Annotated in this window: 16 protein-coding genes and 1 other RNA gene; 9 read left to right on the top strand and 8 right to left on the bottom strand. The window is 43.3% G+C overall.

Annotated elements, in window-relative coordinates:
• Window positions 1–17: 17 nt before the first annotated feature.
• The 6 genes from J4N22_RS17340 to J4N22_RS17365 form a co-directional block, all read right to left on the bottom strand.
• Window positions 18–470 carry a response regulator gene (locus J4N22_RS17340; protein WP_207496731.1) on the bottom strand — a complete coding sequence of 151 codons (453 nt, stop codon included), beginning with the start codon at window positions 468–470 and terminating at the stop codon, window positions 18–20.
• Window positions 460–2319, bottom strand: coding sequence for a PAS domain S-box protein (locus tag J4N22_RS17345; RefSeq protein WP_207496732.1), 1860 nt, complete (start codon window positions 2317–2319; stop codon window positions 460–462). Before J4N22_RS17345 ends, J4N22_RS17340 begins: the two co-directional genes overlap by 11 nt.
• Before the next feature lies 1 nt (window position 2320).
• Complete coding sequence (locus J4N22_RS17350; protein WP_207496733.1) at window positions 2321–2749, bottom strand: response regulator; 429 nt, start codon at window positions 2747–2749, stop codon at window positions 2321–2323.
• Between the two features lie 9 nt (window positions 2750–2758).
• Window positions 2759–4966 (bottom strand): PAS domain-containing sensor histidine kinase, encoded by a 2208-nt coding sequence (locus tag J4N22_RS17355; protein WP_207496734.1) that lies wholly within the window; start codon window positions 4964–4966, stop codon window positions 2759–2761.
• 162 nt (window positions 4967–5128) lie between these two features.
• Window positions 5129–5505, bottom strand: a transfer-messenger RNA (tmRNA) gene (gene ssrA, locus J4N22_RS17360).
• Between the two features lie 110 nt (window positions 5506–5615).
• The gene (locus J4N22_RS17365) at window positions 5616–5804 is read right to left on the bottom strand and encodes a hypothetical protein (RefSeq protein ID WP_207496735.1); all 189 of its coding nucleotides are present in this window, start codon (window positions 5802–5804) and stop codon (window positions 5616–5618) included.
• A gap of 127 nt (window positions 5805–5931) precedes the next feature.
• Here J4N22_RS17365 and J4N22_RS17370 point away from each other — a divergent pair, with 127 nt between their 5' ends.
• The 8 genes from J4N22_RS17370 (at window position 5932) to J4N22_RS17405 (ending at window position 18196) form a co-directional block, all read left to right on the top strand.
• Window positions 5932–6294 carry a cupin domain-containing protein gene (locus tag J4N22_RS17370; RefSeq protein WP_207496736.1) on the top strand — a complete coding sequence of 121 codons (363 nt, stop codon included), beginning with the start codon at window positions 5932–5934 and terminating at the stop codon, window positions 6292–6294.
• Between the two features lie 95 nt (window positions 6295–6389).
• A complete protein-coding gene (locus J4N22_RS17375) occupies window positions 6390–6815 on the top strand; it encodes a 6-pyruvoyl trahydropterin synthase family protein (RefSeq protein WP_207496737.1) in 426 nt (141 codons plus the stop codon).
• A gap of 249 nt (window positions 6816–7064) precedes the next feature.
• The gene (locus tag J4N22_RS17380; RefSeq protein ID WP_207496738.1) at window positions 7065–8027 is read left to right on the top strand and encodes an ATP-grasp domain-containing protein; all 963 of its coding nucleotides are present in this window, start codon (window positions 7065–7067) and stop codon (window positions 8025–8027) included.
• A 3-nt stretch (window positions 8028–8030) separates the two neighbouring features.
• Entirely contained in the window at window positions 8031–9041 is a 1011-nt protein-coding gene (locus J4N22_RS17385; protein WP_207496739.1) for an LLM class flavin-dependent oxidoreductase, read from the top strand.
• A gap of 700 nt (window positions 9042–9741) precedes the next feature.
• Window positions 9742–12969 carry a S41 family peptidase gene (locus tag J4N22_RS17390; protein ID WP_207496740.1) on the top strand — a complete coding sequence of 1076 codons (3228 nt, stop codon included), beginning with the start codon at window positions 9742–9744 and terminating at the stop codon, window positions 12967–12969.
• A gap of 234 nt (window positions 12970–13203) precedes the next feature.
• Window positions 13204–15582: a TonB-dependent receptor gene (locus J4N22_RS17395; RefSeq protein ID WP_207496741.1), complete on the top strand. Its 2379-nt coding sequence runs from the start codon at window positions 13204–13206 to the stop codon at window positions 15580–15582.
• 2 nt (window positions 15583–15584) lie between these two features.
• Window positions 15585–16760, top strand: a complete 1176-nt coding sequence (locus J4N22_RS17400) for a PepSY-associated TM helix domain-containing protein (protein ID WP_207496742.1) — start codon at window positions 15585–15587, stop codon at window positions 16758–16760.
• Window positions 16761–16957: 197 nt separating this feature from the next.
• Window positions 16958–18196 carry a multidrug effflux MFS transporter gene (locus J4N22_RS17405; protein ID WP_207496743.1) on the top strand — a complete coding sequence of 413 codons (1239 nt, stop codon included), beginning with the start codon at window positions 16958–16960 and terminating at the stop codon, window positions 18194–18196.
• Between the two features lie 729 nt (window positions 18197–18925).
• Here J4N22_RS17405 and J4N22_RS17410 read toward each other — a convergent pair.
• Window positions 18926–20440, bottom strand: a complete 1515-nt coding sequence (locus J4N22_RS17410; RefSeq protein WP_207496744.1) for an FAD-dependent oxidoreductase — start codon at window positions 20438–20440, stop codon at window positions 18926–18928.
• Window positions 20441–21023: 583 nt separating this feature from the next.
• Between J4N22_RS17410 and J4N22_RS17415 the strand changes: the two genes are divergently transcribed.
• Window positions 21024–23219 (top strand): family 1 glycosylhydrolase, encoded by a 2196-nt coding sequence (locus tag J4N22_RS17415; RefSeq protein ID WP_207496745.1) that lies wholly within the window; start codon window positions 21024–21026, stop codon window positions 23217–23219.
• Window positions 23220–23499: 280 nt separating this feature from the next.
• Here the strand turns inward: J4N22_RS17415 and J4N22_RS17420 are convergent, their stop codons facing one another.
• Complete coding sequence (locus tag J4N22_RS17420; protein ID WP_207496746.1) at window positions 23500–24609, bottom strand: Gfo/Idh/MocA family protein; 1110 nt, start codon at window positions 24607–24609, stop codon at window positions 23500–23502.

Genomic DNA, 24609 nt, shown 5'->3' on the forward strand with positions numbered 1-24609 from the left:
TTGTAAGACTATAGAAATTAATTTTCTTCTTTCTGCTGTTCTTGCTTGCTGAAGTATGCAGAAAGATTTTCATTGGCCATCAATTCATACAAACCTTCTGTGGTCAATGGTTTGTTGATGAAGTCGATCACTGTATCGCTGTACCGGTTAGCCCTGTTAAAATCTTCAGGATTAACGGTAGAAGAGATGATAACCACTTTGGTTCCAGGCAACCTGTCTGAGTATTTCATCAGGTAGTCTTCCAGGAAATCCCAACCGTTCATTACCGGCATATTCAGATCGAGGAATATAACTTGTGGTGGATCGCCATCGCCTCCTTTCTTGGAAAAATAGGAAGAAAACCATGCTAATCCTTCTTTACCATTTTTTGCTGTAACCACTTCACTTGCGAAACCCGCTTTTTTTATCACCAGTTCGCACAGCACCAATGTTATTTGGTCATCATCAATACATAAAACCTTACTGATCATAAACGTTTTCTTGTTTAAAGGTGATTATAAAGGTTGTCCCTTTGTCCACTTCACTCTCAATATCAATTTCGCCACCCATCACCCGTATCTGCGAGTTTACGATGTAAAGGCCAAGGCCCTTACTATCTGCATGATCGTGAAACCTCTGGTACAATCCAAAGATGCGATCTTTATACCTGTTTAAATCAATTCCTAATCCATTATCACTGAAATAAAGTTTAACCGATCCGTCGGCCATGCGTTTGGTATATGCATGCACCTCGGGCTTGCGTTTAGGAGATTTATATTTTACTGCATTTGTAAGAAGGTTAAGCAGAATGCTTTCCAAATAAGTACGGTTGAAATCAACCTCTGTTACTTCTTCAAAATTTGCATGCACTTTCATTTCTCCTGCTTCCAGCGTGGTCTGAATGCTGTTGATCACGCGGTCAAAGATTTTGCTGATGTCCAGCCTTTCTTTTTTCGCATTCACATTGTTCTTAATGATCAGCACATTGATCAGGTCATTCACCGTATCGTTCAGCTGCAGTGTACATTCTTCGAAATTCTTCAGCAGCAGCGAAGTCATGGGGTCTTGTACTTCCGAAGTATCTAGCAGCTTTATAATGCCTAGCAGGTTGGATAATGGTGCCCGCAGGTTGTGCGAGGTAATGTACGAGAACTGCCTGAGGTCACTGTTGTTTTGCGTCAACTCTTCTATCAGCATTTCCTTCTCTACTTCATTACGCTTCTGCGCAGTTATATTTTGCGACGCTATCAATATCCTGTTGATGGTTCCATCAATTTCTTTTAGCGGAACCGCGCTTATCATATAGCTGTGCAGGTCGTTGGAGGCTTCAAAAACTACGCTGTTGCCATTGAAGACATCCAGCAATTGCGCTTCCAGGTCCTGGCGTGTAGGATGGGTAAAATGTGTAGTATAAACTTTGTTTTTGAAGTATAAAGCATCTTCACCGGGAACAGGAAATTCTTTACCTGCTATGTAATGCACTTTCAGATCACAATCCAAAATAGCCACTGCTCCATTCGGGAAGTTTTCAGAAATGGTTCTGAACATCTGCTCACTTTGCCTTAGTTGTTCTTTGGCGCGGTTGCGTTCTGTTACATCGTGCAGTACGGCCAGGTAAGCTTTAGTTCCTTCCAGCACAATGCTGTGCGTTTGCATCTCTACATCTATGGTTTCACCATTTTTTTTCAGGTGCTTTAGATCCGATGCATAGTTTTTTGTGAGAGAAGATCTTTTCAAAAAAGAATTAGAAACAGCATGTTCAGCATCCTCGAAAACTTCAATATCGTGAATGCTCATTTTCAGGAATTCCTCTTCGCTATAGCCATAGTGCTTCTGTGCTGCCCCATTCACCATTATAAAATTGCCTTCTTGTTTGTCGAAGGCCCACATGGGTAATGGGTTATTCTGGAAAAGATATTTGTACTGTTCTTCGCTCTTCTTCAGGTGGTCGAGCACCTTACTTCTTTCAATGCCATACTGTATGCTCTTTTGCAGTACAGTAGGGCTGCTGTCATCTTTTACAATATAGTCCTGCGCGCCATACTTTACACTCTCCAGTGCAATTTCCCTATCGCCTATACCTGTAAGTATAATGATGGGAACAAGTGGAGCAATATTATGTATGGAATGGAATGACTCTATGCCCATACCATCAGGAAGCGTAAGATCCAATAGCACTACATCCACCTGCTTTTCCTGGAGAATGGGTGTGGCAGAATTGATAGAAGTAGCATGAATAATAGAGGCATTAGAAAAACACTCCTCTAGATATTCTTTAACCAATACATAATCCCCGGGATTATCCTCTATTACTAAAATATTAATAGCTTGTTGCAGCATTTTATTCTTTTGATGGCAGCTTCACAATTGTTATCCAAAAGTCCTCGATCACTTTCACCACGTTAAAAAATTTATCGAGGTCAACCGGTTTGGTAATAAAACAATTTGCGTGATTATTATAAGATTCTCTTATGTCTATTTCTGATGAAGAAGTAGTCAACATAACGACGGGAATTTTCTTCAATAAGTCGTCATTCTTTATTGCAGCCAAAACTTCTTTACCATCTATTTTAGGGAGATTAATATCTAACAGTACCAGGTCGGGAAGCAGGTGCGGGTTTGGCTTTCTATCATTCAAATAATCCATTGCCTCAGCGCCATCCCTTACTACTACCACTTCATTTTTAAGTTTAGCGTCCGACAATGCTTCCTGTGTAAGTACAATATCTCCTTCGTTATCCTCTACCAGTAAAATTTTAATGCTTTTCATTGAATTGGTTTATTGGGGTAGGGTAAAGTAAAAAGTGCTGCCTTTTCCTGGCGTGGAAGTTAGCCAAATTTTACCTCCGTGTCGTTCTACAATTTTTTTACATATGGCTAGCCCGATGCCTGTTCCTGAATAATGTTCCCTGTTATGTAACCGTTGAAAAATAATAAATATTTTATGAAAGAAGCGTTCATCAATTCCAATTCCATTATCAGATATAGCAAATTCTATATAATTACCAGCCTTCTTATAGGTAATGTTTATAATAGGTGGTTCTGCACTTCTATACTTAAGTGCATTACTTATTATATTTTGAAAAAGCTGCATAACCTGCGTACGCGTACCATGTACATTCGGCAGATCATCGCATATTATTTCGCCATTTGTTTCCTGCAGTACATTATTGTAGGTAAGCCTTACTTCTTCTATTATTTTATTTGTTTCTACTTTTTCCCGTTCTTCTTTACTTGTATTCACACGCGAATACTCCAGCAGGTCGAGTATCAGGCCTTTCATTCTTTCGGCGCCATCCACAGCAAAGGCTATGTACTCATGCGCTTTTACATCCAGCTTTTCTTTGTATCGTTTTTCTAATAGTTGTAAAAAACTTGAAACCATCCGCAGCGGCTCTTGCAGGTCGTGCGATGCCACGTATGCAAAGCGTTCTAGTTCTGCGTTACTCTCTGCCAATTCTCTTGCGCGTTTTTCCAGCGAAAAATTCAGCTCTTTTAGTTTCAGCTCATTCGACTTAAGATCGCTTACATCCTGCATAGCACCCAGCATTCTCAGCGGGGTTTTATTTTCATCATAAATAATGAAACCGCGATCGAAGATATGTTTGTAGCTACCATCAGCGCAGGTGAAACGGTATTCATCTTCCCAGTGGTGATGCCTGTCATTGATGTGTCGCTGCAGGTTCGTCACCACGCGTTCCCTGTCATCAGGGTGTAGATGTTTTTGCCACCATTTCACATCACCTATTTCCTCGCTAGTATAGCCAAACATTTCTACTGCTATATCATTCCATTCAATGATATCCAATTGTAAGTCCCAATCCCACACCACATTAAAGGTGGCCTTACTTACATAAGAATATCTTTCGTTAGTGCGGATGATCTCTTGTTCTGCCAGTACCTGCTGCGTTCTATCAGAAGCCAGTACAAGCTTTGCACGCTTCCCCTCATAATCCAGTTGGTGGGCTGTTATCTCCACCTGCATCAGCGTTCCATCTTTCTTGCTATGTACCCAATAACCCTGGTGTACGGGCGTATTTAGCCCCTGTAGTTTATGCAGTTGAAGGAGCCGTTGTTTTTCTTCATCAGGCCTTAGCTCCAGGATGGTCATCTGCAGGAACTCTTCACGGGAGAAGCCATAGCTTTCTGTGGCTGCTTCATTTACTTCTAAAAACCGCAATGTTTCGAGCTCGAAAATCCACATAGGCAGCGGGTTCTTATAAAAGAGGAGCTTGTATTTTCCCTCCGAATCCAGCAGTTCCTGTTCGCTTTTTTTCTTATCCGTTACATCGCGCCCTACACCATAAAACCGTTTGTCAACGCTATCCCACTTCATGCTCCACATGAGTGGTATCAGCCTGCCGTCCTTGTGCACAAACCTGTTCTCGAGATCTTTTGAATCATAGCCCTGTTTGATCTTTTCAGCAGCACGAATGGTACGGCCCACATCAAAAGGATGCGCAAGCTTTAGATAGTACTGCCCGATAAGTTCTCTAGGTGTATAGCCTAATATGTATTTGCTCGCCTCGCTGATGGTAATGAACCTTCCTTCCTCGTCGATGGTGCAAATAATATCGAGCGATGAAGACATGATCTTCTCCAGGTCATTCACCAGCCATTTCAGCTGCAGTTCATTCTCACTTTGTCCTGCAGAAGTTACGGGTGTGCCAATGAGCTCATAAGTTAGTTTGCTATCTATGTCGTAAGCGGCTATTTCCCAGTTCACCACCTGTGTGGGTCCAATATGGCCAATGAAGCTTCCAGGCGTGCTTTCGTTTTTATTGAGCTGGCTGATGGTATGGCGCCAATGTTTAATGAGGTGTCCCGGCAGCAGTGCAGGAAAATGAACTTCCTGCAGCGGTTTATCGCCAAAAAGTTTTTGAAAAGCTTTATTGTAAGAGGTGATGTTCTCTTTATCATCCAATGATACAAAGTAGCAGTTGGAGGATTGTAGTAGTATGGAACCCAATTGCTTTTGTTGGTTCATAGAATGGCGAATAAAGTGGAAGATATTGAATCAGGTGAAAAAACAACTGAAAGCTTTAGAAGATTAGTGGAATTAGTGTTTTGGAAGATCAGGAGAAGAACGCTTTGCCTATAGGTAAAATAAAAAGACCAACGCCCTGGTGAACGTTGGCCTTAGTTGCTTTGGTGGAGCTGACCGGAGTCGAACCGGTGTCCAAACATATTTGCCATAAGCCTTCTACATGCTTATTCCGGAATTATTTGTCGGGAAGAAACCGGGACCGGACGAACCAATCTCCTCCTTAGCTGGATGGTCTTACACTACAGTCACAGCCTTCTGCAGTGGCAACCCGTTTTGTTATTTGATTGGGCGGGGAAGCTTGGCAACAGGTCAGCCTGCGTTCCCGGCCATAATGGGTGCTAATTCACTGAATTAGGCAGCCATGGCGTAAGTATTCTCGCCTTTTATTGTTTGAGTCTTCAGATTTAAGTGCTAATAACCCAACGCACTGCATGCTTATACCTACAACAACCTATGCTGTCAAAACCAAATACAGCCCCAAGTTGATGAACAGCGAAATTACAACCATTAATGGTAGAAACTGGTGCTAATAATTTGAATTAACAAAAACTAGTAGCTGCAGTCAATGAATATCCTTGCCTGACGTCAACTATTCATCACTTGCCGGTTGTTTATGAATAAGATCATCAAGATCCTGCTCCTCATCTTCTTTATAGGTAGCCCCGGTTTCTAAACCACTTTCTTCTGTCAGCGCTTGTTCTGCAGTTAGTTCCTCTTCCTCCTCAGGTGTAGGAGCTGCCGGATCAACTGCTGTAGCTTCAAAATTGTACAGTGCCATATTGGTAGGTTTTAAATGAGATTATGTTTGAAAGATCATGAACTCATTCTTCCAAAAATTTTATGCCTTGCGTACAGCAGGTGCCTAATAATTGAATGATTACTTTAGCTGAAACTCCAGCCACTATATGATTTGGAAAGTAAACGTGAAAGAGAAGCTACAGCAGGTGGATGACTATTGGAACCCGCGGATAGTAGGCGAACTAAATGGGCAGCACGTAAAGCTGGTTAAGTTCCAGGGACCATTTGTATGGCATAAACACGACCATGAAGATGAATTGTTTTTTGTAGTAGAAGGCCAGTTTATCATGGAGCTGGAGGATGGAAATGTAGAACTGGCAGAAGGTGATTTCATCATCATTCCAAAGGGTACCATGCACCGGCCTGTAGCAGATAAAGAGGTGCATGTGATGCTATTTGAACCTGCGTCTACTTTGAATACAGGTGACGCAGAGTCTGATCTTACCAAGACGGATCTTGAAAGATTGTAGTACTTCCCGTTGCTATGCAATCATTATAAACAGCTAACAATCGTCATGATTTGTAGAAGGAGCGGCCAGTAGTTTTGCCGCCCTTTTACTTCGTAATGATACAGATAACAAAGATCTTCCGCTTCGAAATGGCACATGCCGTACATGGTTATGCAGGTAAGTGCAGCAATGTTCATGGCCATTCATACCATCTTGAAATAACTGTAGCGTCTGCTGCTGATGACTACTATATACCTGCTCCCGGGTTCATTATAGATTTCAAAGAAATAAAGAAGGTAGTGCAGAGCGCTGTGATTGACCAATTGGATCATATGCTGGTGCTGTCGGAGGATTTCTTGCAGGCTAATAATGCTTTTGCCTCACTTCCTAATCTATCAGTTTGGCCTTATGAGCCCACTGCTGAAAATATTCTTTTACATATAAAAGAAAAGCTGGAGCATAAACTTCCTGCTCATGTGCACCTGTGCAAGGTGAAACTATACGAAACCGCTGATTCCTTTGCCGAATGGCTGCTCCCTTAACTACTCTTCTGGCTCATTTGGATTAGCATAAAAGATTGCCTTATTGCAGCAAGTAACGCGCCTGCAGGTGGTGTTAATATTTTGTTTTCCTCTATACAGAAGTTTTGGATGTTACAACATTGATGTGTTTCTTTGCAGCTCTTATGGCAGCACATCCACATATAAGTACTCCTTCCCATTATTGGTGCTGTTGTTGTAGCTAGTATCCCGGTACCTGTTTTTCTACATTTTCATTTTCTTAAAAATTTTATGAACAAAACAATTGGCGTTTTTTACGAGCACCCTGAGTGGTTCAAGCCATTTTTCAAAACCCTGGACGAAAAAGGTTTGCAGTACGAAAAGATACATGCAGGCTTTCACAATTTCGATCCATTGAAGCAGCCACCGTATAGCGTGGTCATCAATCGCGTTAGCTCTTCATCGTACCTGCGTGGCCATGGGCAGGCAATATTTTATTCAAAAGCTTTTATTGGTTACCTGGAGGAGAATGGTGTAAGGGTGATCAATGGAAGTCGGGCAACAGAAATAGAAACTTCTAAGGCGCTGCAGCTGGTATTGTTCAAGAAGCTGGGTGTGAAGTTTCCAAAGGCAGTTGTAGTAAATCATGCTTCTCAAATTGTAGATGCAGCTAAGACCATTGGTTTTCCTTTAGCAGTGAAACCGAATATTGGTGGTAGCGGTGCAGGCATCATTCGTTTTGATTCCATGGAAGCTTTGGAAGAAGCAGTAGAAAGTAATTCCATTCAGCTGGGTATAGATGAAACTGCATTGGTGCAGGAATTCATACCAGTGCGTGGTGGACACATCAACAGGGTAGAGACTTTGAACGGCAAGTTCCTGTACGCAATTAAAGTTTACACCACCGGCGAAAGCTTTAACCTGTGCCCTGCGGAAATATGCCAGGTGCCACAGCAACCGCAGCCACAACCTGTAGGTGAAGCATGCGTAATTGAAGCCGTTAAAAAAGGTTTGAAAGTGGAAGCGTTCACTCCGCCGGCAGAGATCATTGCTGCCGTAGAAAGCATAGTAAAGGAAGCTAAGATAGATGTAGGAGGAATTGAATACATGATCGATGATCGCACAGGAGATGTATTGTTTTACGACATCAATGCTCTTTCAAATTTCATAGCTGATGCTGTGAATGTTGTAGGTTTTGATCCTTTCAAGAACCTGGTGGATTTTATTGAAAAACTCGCAAACGAAAATATTTAAGCTATGAGATTCGGATTTTGGTTACCCGTATTTGGTGGATGGCTTCGCAATGTGGAAGACGAGCAGATGGAAACCAGCTGGAACTACGTGAAGCGTCTTGCACAGCGTAGTGAACAAATAGGTTATGATCTTGCTTTGATAGCGGAGCTTTTCCTGAATGATATAAAAGGTAAAGATGCGCCTTCGCTCGATGCACTTACTACAACAGCAGCACTTGCCGCAGTTACAGAACACCTGGAACTGATGGTAGCTGTAAGACCAACCTTTCACCGCCCGGCCATATTTGCCAAGCAGGCGGCTAACATAGCTAATATCAGCAACGGTCGTTTGTCGCTAAATGTGGTTTCATCGTGGTGGAGAGAAGAGGCAGAGAAATATGGAATAGAGTATGAGCAACACGACGATCGGTATGCACGCATGGAAGAATGGGTGAAGGTTGTTACTTCTATGTGGGACCAGGACAATGTGAACTTTGAAGGCAAGTACTACAGTGCCAGCGATACTATTCTGCAACCAAAGCCTGTAGTAAGGCCACCCATTTATGCGGGTGGAGAATCGGAGGCTGGTAAAAACCTGATAGCACGTGTGTGTGATGGGTATGTGATGCATGGCGACAATCCAGAAGTAATAGCCAAACGAATAGCCGATGTAAAAGAAAGACGTGAAAAGCTGGGACTGGCTCCGATGACTTTTGGCGTTGCTGGTTATTCTATTGTGCGCAGTACTGAGCAGGAAGTAAAGAAAGAGATTGAACGTATTACCAATGTGAATGCTTCTGCTGTTGGTTATGATAACTACCAGCAATGGCTTAGTGGAACACAGCTGGAGAAGCGCGTTTCACTGGAAGACTATTCTGTTTCTAACCGTGGATTGCGTACGGGCTTAGCAGGTACACCCGCACAATTAGCTGATCGTATCGGTGAGTTTGAAAGGGCAGGAGTAGACTTCTTCCTTTTACAAAGCAGCCCGCAGATAGAGGAGATGGAAAGGTTTGCTGAAGCAGTTATCAGGTAGTTGGTAGGTGGTAGGTGGTAGGTGGTAGAAATGCCGATTTAAATAGAACGCAGAAAAGGCGGATGAAGGAGAAGAACACAGTTGTTCACTTGCTTCATCCGCTTCTGTTTTTTGATGGTGCCTTAGTATTTCGACCTTAATGAGTCGTTGGTTCCTGGTTCCTGGTTGGGTTTCCGCTTCTGTCATGCCGACCAAGGAGGCATCTCTTCCTTATTTATTAGGGGATCCCTCGTACCTCAGGATGACAACAGGTGAGGCATTAGGAATAAGGCAATAGGCTTTAGTTCCTTCTCAGGATAACAGAAGATGCTTGTCATGCCGACGAAGGAGGCATCCCCTTATGCGGTTCTTGGTTCCTGCTTCCTGGTTCCAGGTTGGCTTCCCGCTTCTGTCAACATCTTGCGATGATTTCAACATCAAGCATCAAACAAATAACATCTATCATCTTCATGAGATCCCTCCTTTGTCGGGATGACACCAAATGAGCCATCAGCATCCAGTATTTGACTTCCGAAGTCCAGCATATAACATCCAACATCCAACACCAAACATCTAACATCTTCATGGGATCCCTTTTTCGTCGGGATGACAAAAACATCCGACATCACCACATCAGACATCAGACATGTGCGAGCTTTTTCTTCCAGCGGTAACTAAACTTAAGGATCGTTTATATATTTTCATCTCTTACTAATTCCTGATGAACATGATAAATCAACTGAAGCATAAACTGGCTTATGCTTTACTCCTTATCTCTCCCATATTTGCACATGCACAAGGCGATCTTTCACAGGTACAGGGGGTGCATTATTTTTCTGATCCTGCTATCTCACCTAATGCTACTGAAATAGCCTTTGTTTCCGGAGGTGATATATGGACTGTTTCTGCTAATGGTGGCGATGCAAGATTATTGGTCTCCCATCCTGATCATGAGTCACGTCCTATGTATTCTCCTGATGGAAAACAACTTGCTTTTGTTTCTACACGGTCTGGCAACGGTGATATCTACCTGCTGACCATTGCTACTGGCGAACTTAAGAGGCTGACTTTTGATGATGCTGCTGATGAATTAAGTGGCTGGTCACGCGATGGAAAATATATATACTTCTCTTCTACAGGCAGGGATATAGCGGGTATGCGCGATGTGTATCGTGTGCCTGTGCAAGGTGGCACTCCCATGACTGTTACAGATGATCGTTATGTAAATGAATTCTTCGCTATGCCTTCACCTGATGGAAAAACACTAGCCTTCACTGCACGCGGTGTTGCTTCTCACCAATGGTGGCGCAATGGTCATAGTCATTTAGATGAATCTGAAATATGGTTGAAACATGAAGCCAATAACAACTATCAAAAAATAACTGAACGCGGTGCAAAGAACCTTTGGCCAATGTGGAGCGATGATGGTAAGTCGGTTTATTTTATTTCGGATAGAACAGGAACCGAAAACCTGTATGTACAACCCATAGGTGGTGCAGCCAAACAGCTTACATCTTTTACAAAAGGCCGTATGCTTTGGCCAACCATTGCACACAATGGAAAAGCAATAGTTTTTGAAAAGGATTTTAATGTATGGTTGTTTGATGTGGCTACCGGCAAAGCTCGTGAAGTAAACATTGTACGTAAAGGCATTCCCGCTACAGCCGGTGTAGAACATGTAAGACAATCCGGCCAGTTCAGGGAATTGGCTCTTTCACCTGATGGTAAAAAGGTGGCTTTTGTAGCTCGTGGTGATGTGTTTGTTGCTTCGGCAAAAGATGGTGGTGATGCTATGCGTGTTACCCGAACAACTGCTATAGAAGGCGAGCTTGTATGGGCAAACAACAGTAACAGCATTGTGTATTCTTCCACTCGCAATGGGGTTTCTAATTTGTACCAGTACAACTTTATCACCAGCACTGAAACGCAGCTTACCAACGACAAGCTAAATGATGCCGCTCCTAAATTCTCTCCTAATGGACAACAGCTGGCCTACCTGCGCGATGGTAAACAACTGAGGGTGCTTGATGTAGCTTCTAAGAAGGACAGGCTGGTGACCAACCTGGTATTGGGTAATGTTTTCTTTAGTTCCTCCAGTGCCTATACGTGGTCGCCCGATAGTAAGTTCCTTGCATACGCAGGCTTCGGTGAAAAATCTTTCCGCAATATTTATATAGTGCCAGCAGCAGGAGGAGAGAGCAAACCTGTGACCTCTCTTGCCAATACGTTTACACAAGGTGTAAGCTGGAGCAAGGATGGCAAGTATATCTTGTTCAATACACGCCAGCGTACAGAAAATGGATTTGTAGCACGTGTTGATCTTGTGCCGCATCGGCCACGTTTCCGTGAAGAGCAGTTCATGAGCTTGTTCTCTGAAACTGCACCAACAGCTCCGGCCACCATTACTGCCAAAGCCCCAGCCACAGATACCATGTTCAAGAAGACGGCTAAAGTGTCCGGTGACTCTTCACGAGTTGTGTACGAAGGTATCAGGCAAAGGTTGAGCATGCTTCCCTTAGGTGTGGATGTAGATGATCATGTAATAAGTCCTGATGGAAAAACGCTTGTGCTAACAGCTACAGTTGCGGGTCAAAACAACCTTTACACGTATTCACTTGATGAAATGGCTAAAGAGCCTGCTGTTTTAAAACAGCTTACTACTACGTCATCTCCTAAAAGTTCCATTCAATTTTCAAGTGATGGAAAAGAGGTGTACTACCTGGAGCAGGGGACGATCAGGGCCATCGGCCTGGAAACTAAAACTCCAAGATCTATTGCCGTAACAGCTGAATTAGATATTGATTTTGCAAAAGAGCGTTTAGAAGTTTTTGACCAGGCATGGCAGATGCAAAACAATGGCTTTTATGATCCGGGTTTTCATGGAGCCAATTGGAGCGCCATAAGGAAAACATTTGCGCCACTTGCTGCCGGTGCTGGTACACCAGATGAACTTCGCCGCATATTAGGATTGATGGTAGGTGAATTGAACGCATCACATTTAGGTGTATCCGGTGGCAGCAGTAGTTTCAATACAGGTAGAATAGGACTTCGCTTTGATAGGAAAGAATATGAGAATAATGGCAGCCTGAAAATAACTGAAGTGGTTTCAATGAGCCCTTCTGATCTTTCAGGTGAAGTAAAGGTTGGACAATACCTGTTGGCTATTGATGGAACACCAATAACTGCTACAACAAATGTAGATGAGCTACTGCAACATAAGACGAATAAGATGGTAGCACTTACCATAGGTAATACTGCTATTGATAAACAAGGCAAAAAGGTGAATGTGAGGCCTGTAAGCATGGGCACCGAGAAAGGTTTGTTGTACAAGCAGTGGGTTCAGCAGCAGCGGGATTATGTAAACAAGATCAGCAATGGACGGTTGGGCTATGTGCATATGTTTGACATGAGCCAGGAGTCGCTCAACCAATTTTACCTGGATATAGATGCAGAGAACCATGCACGTGAAGGGGTGGTGGTAGATGTTCGCAACAACAATGGTGGTTTTGTAAATGCCTACGCATTGGATGTGTTATCACGCCGTGGGTATATGAATATGACGATACGCGGATTGCCTACAGCACCTGCACGCACTATGCTTGGGCAGCGTGCACTCGATGCACCAACCATTCTTGTTACCAACCAGCACTCATTGTCAGATGCAGAAGATTTCAGCGAAGGTTATCGTGCGCTTAAACTAGGAAAAATAGTAGGAGAGCCAACAGGCGGATGGATCATCTATACATCAAATGTTACGCTCTTTGATGGTACTACTGTTCGCCTGCCTTTTATAAAGATCACCGACCAGCAAGGAAAGAACATGGAACTGGCGCCACGCCCTGTGGATATTCCAGTATCTAATCCTATAGGAGAAACAGGCAAGGATACACAATTGGATGTGGCAGTACGTGAGTTGCTTAAGCAGTTGGAGGCAGGGAAGAAGAAGTAGTTTAATATGTAACTTTCTCGTTTTAAAACAAAAGCCCCAACATTTACCTGGTGGGGCTTTTGCTTTAGAGCCTATTGTAGTTTCCGAATCTTGCAACGTTCATCCCTTGCATTGATAAACCTCATCCGATTCTTATCTCACGTTTTCCTGATTCCGAAAGTCATTGTTCCCGAAGCGGCAGTAGATGCTCGATGTGTATGCCCACCTTTGCAACTCAAAACATATACACACATAATGAGGAATTACGGTTTATGGCTGGCATTGATCATTCTATACTCAACGAAAGCATTTGCAACTTCACCCGAAGAGGCTGGCGGTTCAATAAAAGGAACAGTAACAACTACAGAAGGACAACCTGCACCTGAAGTTATCATTACCATAAAAGGAACAAGCCGAGGAGCTATCACAGATGAGGCTGGTGGATTTGAATTCAGGAGGTTAGCTCCTGGGGATTATATATTACATGCTTCATTGGTTGGCTACCAAACAGTAGAAGCTTCAGCAACCGTAGCAGAGGGACGCTCCACAGATGTCACAATTCAATTAACCATTTCCACACGCCAATTGCAGGATGTGGTAGTGACCGGCAACCGTAAATTTCGTTCAGGGTTGGTGTCTCCTTCTCTTCGCCTTACCACACCTATATTAGAAGTTTCGCAAAATATACAGGTTATCACCAAAGGTCTTATAGCAGACCAGCAAGCTTTTGATATGCTGGATGGTATCCAAAGAAATGTGAGTGGTGCGCAAAAGGTAGAGCACTGGGATAATTATGCACGCATCAACATGCGGGGCAGCCAGATGACAGCATTTAGAAACGGGATCAATGTACAAATGCCGTGGGGACCGCTTACAGAAGATATGAGTATGGTTGAAAGAATAGAGTTTATCAAAGGGCCTGCAGGCTTCATGTTGTCCAATGGTGAGCCTGGTGGTTTTTATAATGTGGTGACAAAAAAACCTTCGGGTACTAACAAAGGTGAAGTAAGTCTATCACTGGGAAGTTTTGACTTGTACCGCGCTACAGCTGATATAGATGGAAAGTTGAGTGCAGATGGTAAGCTGTTGTACCGCATTAACGTAATGGGGCAGGCGAAAGGCTCGCATCGTGATTTTGAATTTAATAACAGGTACTCCATTGTTCCTGTACTGAAATACCTGGTAGATGACAAAACTTCTATCACGGCCGAGTTTACCCACCAGTTTTCGCAGATGAACGTAGTGGGCAGCAACTATGCTTTTTCTAAACGTAGATACGCTGACCTACCTGTGAATTTTACTACCGCTGAACCCAATCTTGATCCTACTGTCATCAACGACAATAGCCTGTTACTGATTTTTGAACACAAGCTCAATAACAACTGGAAGCTTACTGCACAAGGATCTTATCTCCATTACAACCAGGTAGGACAAAGCATCTGGCCTTGGAGCTATTCAGGTAATAATGATAGTTTGATGCAGCGGGGCATCAGCATCTGGGACGCTTTGGGTATCAACAAAAGCGGTCAGGTTTTCGTGAATGGAGAAGTGGCTACAGGCGCTGTTCTACACAAGATATTGGGCGGCGTAGATATGGGACATAAAGATTATTTCGCAGATTGGGGCCAGGGTGCAGCGCTTGGTTCGGATGATTTCAATATTTATAACCCCCAGTATGGGCAAGTGCCTGCATCAGCTATACCTGCATGGGACCGCAGCAAAAGCATCAGGGAGAGAGGCGTACGATACAATAACAATTATGCTTCGTATTACCTGCAGGATGAAATGGCTTTCTTCAGGAATAAACTCCGTCTGACACTTGCAGGACGTTTCACCACCAATAAAAACATCAACCCATACAGTGGTAATACTGAGGACAGCAAGTTCACACCACGCGTTGGTCTTAGCTATTCTATCAATAAGAACACTACCACTTATGCTGTGTACGACCAAGCCTTTGTGGCCAATCCGGGACTTGACTGGCAGAACAGGAATTTTTCTCCTGTTACAGGCGATAATGTAGAGCTAGGTGTGAAGCGTGATTGGTTCAACGGCAAATGGAATACTACACTTTCTGTTTACGAGATCACCCGCAACAATGTACTGACTGCAGACCTCGAACATCCCAATCCTGTTACAGGCCAGTACTCATTCAACAGGCAATCAGGGCAACAAAAAACAACTGGTGTTGAGTTTGATCTGAAAGGTGAATTGGCGCGCAACCTTGAAGTTGTTACCAATTATGCTTTTACCGAAGCGAGGGTAACAAAAGATAGTGACCCGGCTCTTGTTGGTAACCAGGTAGCAGGAGCCACCAAGCATTTGCATAATACATGGTTAAGTTATAAACTAACTGAAGGCAAGGCCAATGGCTTACGGTTCTCATTGGGTTACCAATACCAGGCTGGCCGCTCTTCATGGTTCGTATTCGATAATTCAGAAAGTTCTTTACCTGACTACTTCAGGCTCGATGGAGCAATATCATACTACAACAACAAATTTGGGATCAATTTAAACGTGAACAACCTGCTGAATAGCTACCTGTATTCAGGAGGTCCTAATTATGGATCAGGATATTATTGGCAGGCAGAACCAAAGATCAACAGCAGGTTAACCATCTCATACAAGTTATAAGCATGAAGCGTAAGATCATTATACAAATTCATCTCTGGCTTGGACTTGCGTCCGGGCTAGTGGTTTTATTTTTGGGAATAACAGGTTGCATACTTTCTTTTCAAAGAGAGATTGAAAATGCAACGCAACCGTATCGTTTTGTAGAAGAACGAAATGCTGAGATGTTAGCGCCTTCTGTATTAAAAGGCATTGGTAAAGCACAGCTTCCCGGTAAACATCTTCATGCTGTACTTTATGATGGTAAAACACATGCAGCGCAGGTTATCTTCTTCCAGTTTGAGCCAGAGTCTTACTACCATGTTGTTTACGTAAATCCTTACGATGGGCAGGTGCTGAAAGTAAAGGACATGGATAAGGACTTCTTCCGTGTTGTAACCATGGGTCATTATTACCTGTGGCTACCAGAGCATATAGGTCAACCTATTGTTGCTTCCGCTACTTTGGTTTTTGTGATACTTATGATCACTGGGTTAATACTTTGGTGGCCGCGCAATAAAGCAGCACGCAAGCAGCGGTTTACCATTAAGTGGGGTGCTACATGGAAGAGAAGAAACTATGACCTGCACAACGTGCTCGGGTTTTATATGACATGGATAGCCATCATACTTGCATGTACAGGTTTGGTAATGGGCTTTCAATGGTTTGCTAAATCGGTACATGGCATAGCAGGAGGTGAGAAGCAATTAGAATATGCAGAACCTTTCTCTGATACTACCAAACCTTCAATTGATCTTGGAGGTTTACCGGTTATGGATGTTGTATGGCATAAGATGAAGAAGGAATATCCCACTGCAGAGATCATAGAAGTGCATGATGCAGAAACGCCGCTATCACCCATAGCTGCTAATGCAAATCCTGACAGGGAGACTTATTGGCAGACAGACTACCGTTATTTTGACCAGTATACAATGGAAGAATTACCAGTTAACCATGTTTTTGGGAGATATAAAGATGCCGTTACTGCTGATAAGATCATACGAATGAACTACGATATCCATACAGGAGCTATCCTTGGTTTGCCAGGTAAAATCTTGATGTTTTGCGCCAGCTTAATTGCAGCTTCTTTGCCAGTTACAGGTTTTTATATCTGGTGGGGTAAAAGGAAAAAGAAGAAAAGCCAAATGCGCATGGCGAAAGTTGTAGTAATACGTCAGCAGGAAGTAGAAGCGGTGATTTGATTATTTCGGTGCTAATCTTATTAGATATGTGTCTGCTTATCCTGCGGTTGCAAAGAAAGGTGGTAGCTACTCCACCGGTACAATAGTTAATGTTGTAGCTAGCGATTGCTTTGCCAGAATTTCCGGTATGTACTGTTGTTGCTAAATTTAAAATTAATTGAAAACAACAGTGGCATGCTTTTAAAGAAAAATCGCTAATGCGGAACAAGAAGTTTTTCATTGTAATGATACTCGGGATGATGTCTGCTATCGGACCTTTTTCCATAGACATGTACCTGCCGGGTTTTCCCGCCATAGCTTCCGATCTCAATACCACTGTTGCACATATATCGCTTTCGCTTTCCAGCTTTTTTATAGGTATATCATTAGGTCAATTATTATATGGCCCATTACTAGATAGGTATGGGCGCAAGCGACCATTGTACTTTGGCCTTTCATTATACATTGCGGCATCCATTGGTTGTGCCGTTGCTACAAGCGCAGATGCATTGATCGTACTGCGTTTGTTCCAGGCATTAGGTGGATGTGTGGGCATGGTAGCATCGCGTGCTTTAGTGCGTGACATTTTTCCTGTAGAAGAGAATGCCAAAGTTTTCTCGTTGCTCATGCTTGTAATTGGTGTATCACCCATCATTGCTCCTACGCTGGGTGGTTATGTTACTGCATCGCTGGGTTGGCATTGGGTATTTGTTGTGCTGACACTAATGGGAGTGTTCAACCTGGTAGCAGTTCACTTCTTTTTACCTGAGGGAAGGAAAGCAGATAAAACGCTTTCGCTAGCGCCGCCTGTAATACTGCGCAGGTTTAGGGATGTATTGAAAGAGCCGCAGTTTTATACGTATGCACTAACAGGCTCCATTGCATCAGCAGGTTTATATGCTTATATCTCTGGCTCGCCTTATGTATTCATGGAGATATTTCGCGTAAGCGAAAAACAGTACGGATGGATCTTTGCACTCATTGCATTAGGGCTTATCGGATCGAGCCAGGTAAACAGCGTGCTGCTGCGCAACTTCACCAGCCAGGCCATTGTAAAAGTGGCCTTGTTCTGCCAGGCATCTATTGGACTGGTCTTATTTGTCTTTACCTGGCTTGGTTGGCTGGAAGTATTCAGCACCATCTTTTTGATCTTTATCTTCTTATGTTCCCAGGGTTTTACATTCCCTAATACTTCTGCACTTTCACTGGCACCATTTTCTAAAACTGCCGGTAGTGCTTCTGCTTTGCTGGGAAGTATACAAATGGCCATTGGTGCAACGATGTCTGCACTGGTAAGCATGCTTAGCAACCATACTGCATTACCTATGACAGGTGTGATGGCCGGCTGTGCAGTCACCAGCCTTACCATCTTATTGATAGGTAGCCGCGTTATCCGCTTCAAAGCTAACCAGGCTGTAGCAGAAGAGAAAGCAGTGGATATGATCAGGACGACGTAGGGAATATGGGAAGTCAAAAGGCAAAATTCAAAAGGCAAAAAGCAAAAAGTAAAAATCAAAAGCCATAAAACATGATGTCATCCCGAGGTTTGCGGGATCCCATAAAAGATGTTAGATGCTAGATGTTAGTTGTTGGAAAGTAGATGCTGATGTTGGTGTCATCCCGAGGTACGAGGGATCCCATGAAAGATGTTAGATGTTGGATGTTAGGTATTAGTTGTTGGAAAGTAGATGCTGATGTTGGTGTCATCCCGAGGTACGAGGGATACCCCAATGAATTTTAGACTTTAGGATCTTATGAGATGCCTCCTTCGTCGGCTTGACACCATGGGAAGCTAACTAGCAACTAGAAATCAGGAACCAACAACTTCTACAGGGGATGCCTCCTTCGTCGGCATCACAAGCACTTTTTGTCACCCCGACGTAGGAGGGGTCCTCTTTAATAAAAATCTCTTTAATTCTTTGATCCTCCTTCGTCGGCATGACAAGAATTTGTGTCATCCCGAGGTACGAAGGATCCTCTATGACTAGAGAGTTTTAGTTTCTTATGAGATGCCTCCTTTGTCGGCATGACACCATTGGGGATCTTACTAGCAACTAGAAACAAGCTACCAACAACTTCTAAAGGGGATGCCTCCTTCGTCGGCATGACAAGTACAAGTCAAAAATCAAAATTCAAAATTCAACATATTTCATAACTCTTCATTCATAACTCATCATTCATCATTCTCAATTCTCCTCCTCCTTAACCTCCACCGGTGCCAACCCATTAATAGCCGGGCCTTCTATCAGTTCTCCATCTGGTTGGAAACGGCTGCCGTGGCAAGGACAATCCCAGGTTTTTTCGCTTTTGTTCCAGTGAACAATACAGCCCATGTGTGGGCACACTGCTGAAACTACATGCAGCTCGCCACTTTCATCGCGATGTACTGCACAGCGTTTGTTATTTACCTCCATCACCTTGCCATCATTAGGTTGCACCTCGGCAAAGCTGTCTGCATCCTTTTTAGCTATCCAGTCTTTTACCAGCTCATAACCTACGGTAGCATTTTCTTTTACAAACCTTGTGAATGATGCAACAGGCGTTATTCTTCCTGCTCTATAAGTCTGGCTCCACTGGTTGTCTCTACCCAGTATCTCATCTGAAAGTATCATTGCCGCTAGAGTGCCATAAGTGAGACCATCGGCTGCAAAACCAGTTGCTATATATGTATTGGTATTGCCGGTGCTAACACCTATATGTGGTATGCCATCGCCCGGCTTGTATTGCTGTGCAGCCCAACGGTAGGCAACAGATGCAACATCAAATTTTTTCCGAAGGAATGTCTCCAGCTTCTGCAGGCATTCTTCATTATTTTCTTTTAAACCGGTTTTATGGCTTTCTCCAAGTACCAGCAAAACTTTCCCTGCTTCCGAATCATAAGTACGCATCGAATAATGTTCTGTACCTATCATATCCCAGAAGATACCGGGCTGCGGGTATTCACCATTTAGTGTAACCGCCACTGCATATTCGCGGTAAACCTCCAGCGAAGTATGCACCAGGTAAACCCCTTTAGGCGTATGTGTCGCCATGATCACTTTGGACGCTGTAACTGTGCCGCCGGTTGTTTCCAATGTGCATGGATCACCATCATTTACCTTCAGCACCTTTGTGTGCTCGTATACCTGGCAATTGGCAGTGTCTATGGCTTTGGCCAAGCCAACCGTGTATTGTAGTGGGTTAAATTGAGCCTGGTTCGGAATAGTAAAACCCGCTTCTATATTCATAGGGAAAGGAACGCCATTTACAATCTCCAGCCCTGCCTTCTCGGCCATACTTCTTTCCATTTCTACATAAGGCGTATTGCCACCTGGTTCTGAAAATAAACACCATGGTACACGTACAAAATCACAATCAATCCCATGTGTTCTCACATTCTCTTCTATAAAGTTGACAGCAGCAGCTCGTGACTGAACTACCTGTTGTAATACCTCTGTATTCCACTTCTGCTTTACGGTATGCATACCTTCGCTACCAACAGGCGCATAAAGATTACCGGTAGAATGTCCTGTTGAACCCTGGCCTACACTCCGGGATTCCAATACTGCCACTTTCTTACCTGCCTTTGCTAATAAATATGCAGCAGTGATACCTGTAATGCCACCTCCAATAATGGCTACATCTACAGTTATATCTTGTGTAAGGGATGGATAAGAAGTAGGTTCGGCGGAGGGTTTCCATACAGCAGTGGTAGTGGTCATACAAATGCGACTTTAAGATTAGAGGAATATTTTAATTAGAATTATGTTTAAAAAATAGTACCAGCAACATGCTATAATTTCTTGAACTAAAACCTGTGTAAGAAACTTTTCGACAATTGCATTCCTATCTTTTACAGGAGCATAAAAATGTTTGATGTTTATAAGTGTATATCTCATTCTTGTTGCAGTAACCAAATAAGATGATGCTTTTGCTGAGTACCGCATTCCCCAACTAAATCAATATTTTACGTGTTGCTTTAATGGCTTCTTAAATAAGTTGCATTGGTTAGTATCTATTTTTTTACCGACCCAGCACATTCATAAATCCTTACCATTCAATAGCTAAAGTTTCTTCTACGGTTCAATCATCTACTTATTATGTACTGCCAGCTGGTGCTTAAAAAATGGTTTTACAAAAAGGCATAGTTTTTTGCCCTTCATTAAACAAGTATTCGATTAAAAATAACGGTCAGAAAAGAAAGGATAACTACAAGCTTTAGATGTTAAGCTGTTTTAGCGGCATCGAAAGCTTATATAAATGAGCAAAGAGATTAGCTCGGATTTGATAACAAAAATGATTTTTATGCTTGCCGAAAATGAAATTGAAATCTGGGGTGGATTAGAAGGAACAATTAATAGAGTAGGAGATGCCTACCACGATCAGTCAGAATATTCCGGTCATTACAACAGGCCAGGTGATATAGACCTGATAGCTTCGTTAGGAATTAAAATGTTGCGATACCCCGTGCTTTGGGAAAAGCACCAGCCACAAAAAGATACGGTTATAGATTGGTCGTTTGTAGAGCGCAGCCTGACGCGGTTGAAGGAACTCAATGTAGAACCCATAGCTGGATTGGTACATCATGGTAGCGGGCCGGCATGGGTTAATTTTTTTGATGGAAGTTTTGAGGAAGGTGTAGCCAATTATGCAAGATTGGTGGCTGAAAAATTTCCATGGCTTGAATACTACACGCCGGTTAATGAACCGCTTACCACTGCGCGCTTCTGCGGCCTGTACGGCCACTGGTACCCGCACAAAAAAGATAATTACAGTTTTTATAAGATACTCTTAAGCGAGCTAAAAGCCACCGTGATGGCTATGCGCGTGATACGGGAAATAAACCCGGATGCAAAGCTTGTGCAGACAGAGGATCTTGCAAAAGTTTACAGCACACCATTGCTTAAGTACCAGGCGGATTTTGAGAACCAGCGTCGTTGGATATCGTACGACCTGCTATGTGGCCGCGTAGATGAGCAACATCCAATGTGGAACTTTCTTACGCAGGAGGTTGGACTTACTGCAGAGGAGCTATTGTACTTCCGCGATAACTACTGTATTCCTTATGTATGTGGCTTCAATTATTACCTCACTTCCGAGCGTTACCTGGATGAGGATATGAGCAAGTATCCTGTAGAGTTTCATGGTGGAAATCATCAACACCAGTATGCTGATATACATACAGTGCTTGTGCCGCTAAAGGAAGAGAGTGGGCCTTATGTTTTATTGCGCGAAGCTTATGAACATTTACAATTACCACTTGCTATTACTGAATGTCACCTGCATAGCACCCGCGAAGAACAGATGCGCTGGTTCAATGAAATGTGGGAAACAGTAAATGATCTGAAAGCTGAAGGTGTAGATATAAGAGCACTTACTGCGTGGGCCATCTTTGGACTGCATGGATGGAATAAACTGGTCACCGAACCATGGGGTACTTATGAGCCCGGTGTGTTCAATGTAAGCACAGGTTGCCCAAGGCCGACGGCATTGGCCAGATTGATACAGGTGCTTACCCGGCGTAAGGTTTACTACCATCCGGTGCTGGAAACAGAGGGTTGGTGGAAACGTGATACACGGCCTGTTTATCCTGCCAATGTAATACCTATGAAAAGCAGGAAGAACAAGCCCAAGTGCCAGCCAGTATTGGTATTGGGTAAGTCGGGCACATTGGGCGCTGCCTTTAGTAAATTATGCCTGGAGAGAAATATCCACCACATGCTGCTTAGCCGCGCAGATGTAGATATAACGGATGCTGCAACCATAGAGCAGGTGATACAGGAATTACATCCGTGGGCGATTGTGAATGCCGCCGGTTATGTACGCGTTGATGAGGCAGAACAGGCACATGAAAGTTGTATGGAGGCAAATTGTAATGGTCCTGTTATACTGGCTGAGTTGTGCAAAAAGTATTCTATCAAACTGGTGAACTTCTCTTCTGATCTTGTATTTGATGGAGCTAAAGACGAGCCTTATGTAGAGAGTGATTCTGTGAACCCACTGAACGTGTATGGCAGGAGCAAGGCTATGATGGAAGAAAAGATCACACAGGTAAATGAGAATGCGCTGATCATAAGAACCAGCAGCTTCTTTAGCCCGTGGGATAACTTCAATTTCGTTACTACTACACTTGCAGACTTGAAAGAAGGAAGAAAAGTAGTAGCAGCAAATGATGTGCATATAGCAGCTACCTATGTTCCCGACCTGGTGAATGAAACACTGGACCTGCTACTCGATGATCAATCTGGAATATTTCATATTACCAATGATGGCGAAACAACCTGGGCTGACCTTGCTCGCCAAGTAGCTATAATGGCTGGATGTGATCAATCGTTAGTTGTAGGAAAACCATTGAATAAACTCGGGTTGAAAGCAAAGAGGCCCAACTACAGTGTTTTGAAAAGTGAGAAAGGAATAAAGCTGCCAACGCTTGAGCACGCCCTGCAGCGTTACTTTGAAGCAGTGGCAAATGTTTACCAATCTGGAGCTATAGCGGTGTAGGGGAGGGATTAGAGATTAGTGATTGGAGATTAGTGATTGGAGATTAGTGATGAGTAGTGAATGGTGAATGGTGAGTAGTGAGTTGAATGTAAATTGTGAAGAGTGAATGGTGAATGTGAATGGTGAGTAGTGAATAATGAATAGTAGATATTGATTGATAAATATTGTGTTGTTGCTTGAAGGGATAATTCACTACTCACCACTCCCCAAGATCAGAACCAGGAACAAGAAACCAGGAACACGTAACAACTTGTCAACTGATCAACTAATCAACTGACCCCTACACCTTCTCCCTCTTCCCACTTGCTATGCTCCGGTAAATGGCATCTATCACCTTCATGTCTTTCATTCCTTCTTCACCTGGTACACGGGTAGGCTTGTTGTACTTTACGCATTGTGCAAAGTCATCCATCTGCCTTGCCTGCTGGTTTACATGTGCATCAAATTTCATTGGACCATCAATGGTGGCACCTTCTAATCCACGGTAAGGAAATGCGCGTGTCAGGTCAAACCAACCTCTTTCTGCTTTTGCTTTTAGATAGCTAAAGCTCTTGTTGTAGCTGGAGATACCATGCGCAATAGTGCCACCGGGAAATTCCAGGTCGAAGTAAACCGTTTCATCAACTTCTTTAAAAAGCTCGGGCCTTGTCTTCTCTTCCCTTGCCGTTACATAGATAGGTTCTTCTCCTACAGTATACCTGGCGCCCTGTACGCAATACACTCCCATATCCATCAATCCCCCACCACCTGCCAATGCTTTCTTCAATCTCCATGCATTAGGATCTCCACCATAGGTAAAGCCATTGGCTGTGTCAATTGTTTTTACAGCGCCATATACCTTTTGCTGGCCAAGACGCATCATCTCCTGGTTGTACGGCTCAAAGTGTAAGCGATAACCGATCGACAACATCCTATTTGCTTTTTTACAAGCATCGATCATCTGCTGGCATTCAGCAGCGTTCAGTGCCATAGGTTTTTCGCATATCACATGTTTGCCTGCCTGCGCCGCTCTTATGGTAAACTCTTTGTGCATGGCTATCGGCAATACCACGTATACAATGTCTATGTCTTTGTTATTGGCAATGCTGTCAAAGTTCTGGTAGTTGTAAATATTCTTTTGCGGTATGTTGTACTTCTTTGCCCATTCCTCTTCTTTAGAAGGTGTGCCCGTGACAATTCCGGCCAGGTAACAGTCCTTCGTTTCCTGTAGAGCAGGTGCTAATTGGTTGGCTGAATAACTGCCCAATCCTACCAGTGCTATTCCTAGTTTCTTGCTTTCTTGTTGAGCGCAGCTCTGGTGTGCTGTAAGTAATCCCGGTAGTAGCAGGCTTCCACCTACTATCCATGATGTATCGGACAAGAAAGTGCGGCGCGATGTGGTTCTTTTCAT

The sequence above is a fragment of the Aridibaculum aurantiacum genome, assembly GCF_017355875.1.
GTDB classification, from domain to species: Bacteria; Bacteroidota; Bacteroidia; order Chitinophagales; family Chitinophagaceae; genus Segetibacter; species Segetibacter aurantiacus.

Excerpts from the sequence above, each read along its gene's own strand:
- J4N22_RS17380 (WP_207496738.1), top strand. The coding sequence starts at position 7,065 with ATGAACAAAACAATTGGCGTTTTTTACGAGCACCCTGAGTGGTTCAAG.
- J4N22_RS17405 (WP_207496743.1), top strand. The coding sequence starts at position 16,958 with ATGCGGAACAAGAAGTTTTTCATTGTAATGATACTCGGGATGATGTCT.
- J4N22_RS17350 (WP_207496733.1), bottom strand. The coding sequence starts at position 2,749 with ATGAAAAGCATTAAAATTTTACTGGTAGAGGATAACGAAGGAGATATT.
- J4N22_RS17385 (WP_207496739.1), top strand. The coding sequence starts at position 8,031 with ATGAGATTCGGATTTTGGTTACCCGTATTTGGTGGATGGCTTCGCAAT.
- J4N22_RS17345 (WP_207496732.1), bottom strand. The coding sequence starts at position 2,319 with ATGCTGCAACAAGCTATTAATATTTTAGTAATAGAGGATAATCCCGGG.
- J4N22_RS17410 (WP_207496744.1), bottom strand. The coding sequence starts at position 20,440 with ATGACCACTACCACTGCTGTATGGAAACCCTCCGCCGAACCTACTTCT.
- J4N22_RS17420 (WP_207496746.1), bottom strand. The coding sequence starts at position 24,609 with ATGAAAAGAACCACATCGCGCCGCACTTTCTTGTCCGATACATCATGG.
- J4N22_RS17365 (WP_207496735.1), bottom strand. The coding sequence starts at position 5,804 with ATGGCACTGTACAATTTTGAAGCTACAGCAGTTGATCCGGCAGCTCCT.
- J4N22_RS17390 (WP_207496740.1), top strand. The coding sequence starts at position 9,742 with ATGAACATGATAAATCAACTGAAGCATAAACTGGCTTATGCTTTACTC.
- J4N22_RS17375 (WP_207496737.1), top strand. The coding sequence starts at position 6,390 with ATGATACAGATAACAAAGATCTTCCGCTTCGAAATGGCACATGCCGTA.
- J4N22_RS17340 (WP_207496731.1), bottom strand. The coding sequence starts at position 470 with ATGATCAGTAAGGTTTTATGTATTGATGATGACCAAATAACATTGGTG.
- J4N22_RS17400 (WP_207496742.1), top strand. The coding sequence starts at position 15,585 with ATGAAGCGTAAGATCATTATACAAATTCATCTCTGGCTTGGACTTGCG.
- J4N22_RS17370 (WP_207496736.1), top strand. The coding sequence starts at position 5,932 with ATGATTTGGAAAGTAAACGTGAAAGAGAAGCTACAGCAGGTGGATGAC.
- J4N22_RS17355 (WP_207496734.1), bottom strand. The coding sequence starts at position 4,966 with ATGAACCAACAAAAGCAATTGGGTTCCATACTACTACAATCCTCCAAC.
- J4N22_RS17415 (WP_207496745.1), top strand. The coding sequence starts at position 21,024 with ATGCTTGCCGAAAATGAAATTGAAATCTGGGGTGGATTAGAAGGAACA.
- J4N22_RS17395 (WP_207496741.1), top strand. The coding sequence starts at position 13,204 with ATGAGGAATTACGGTTTATGGCTGGCATTGATCATTCTATACTCAACG.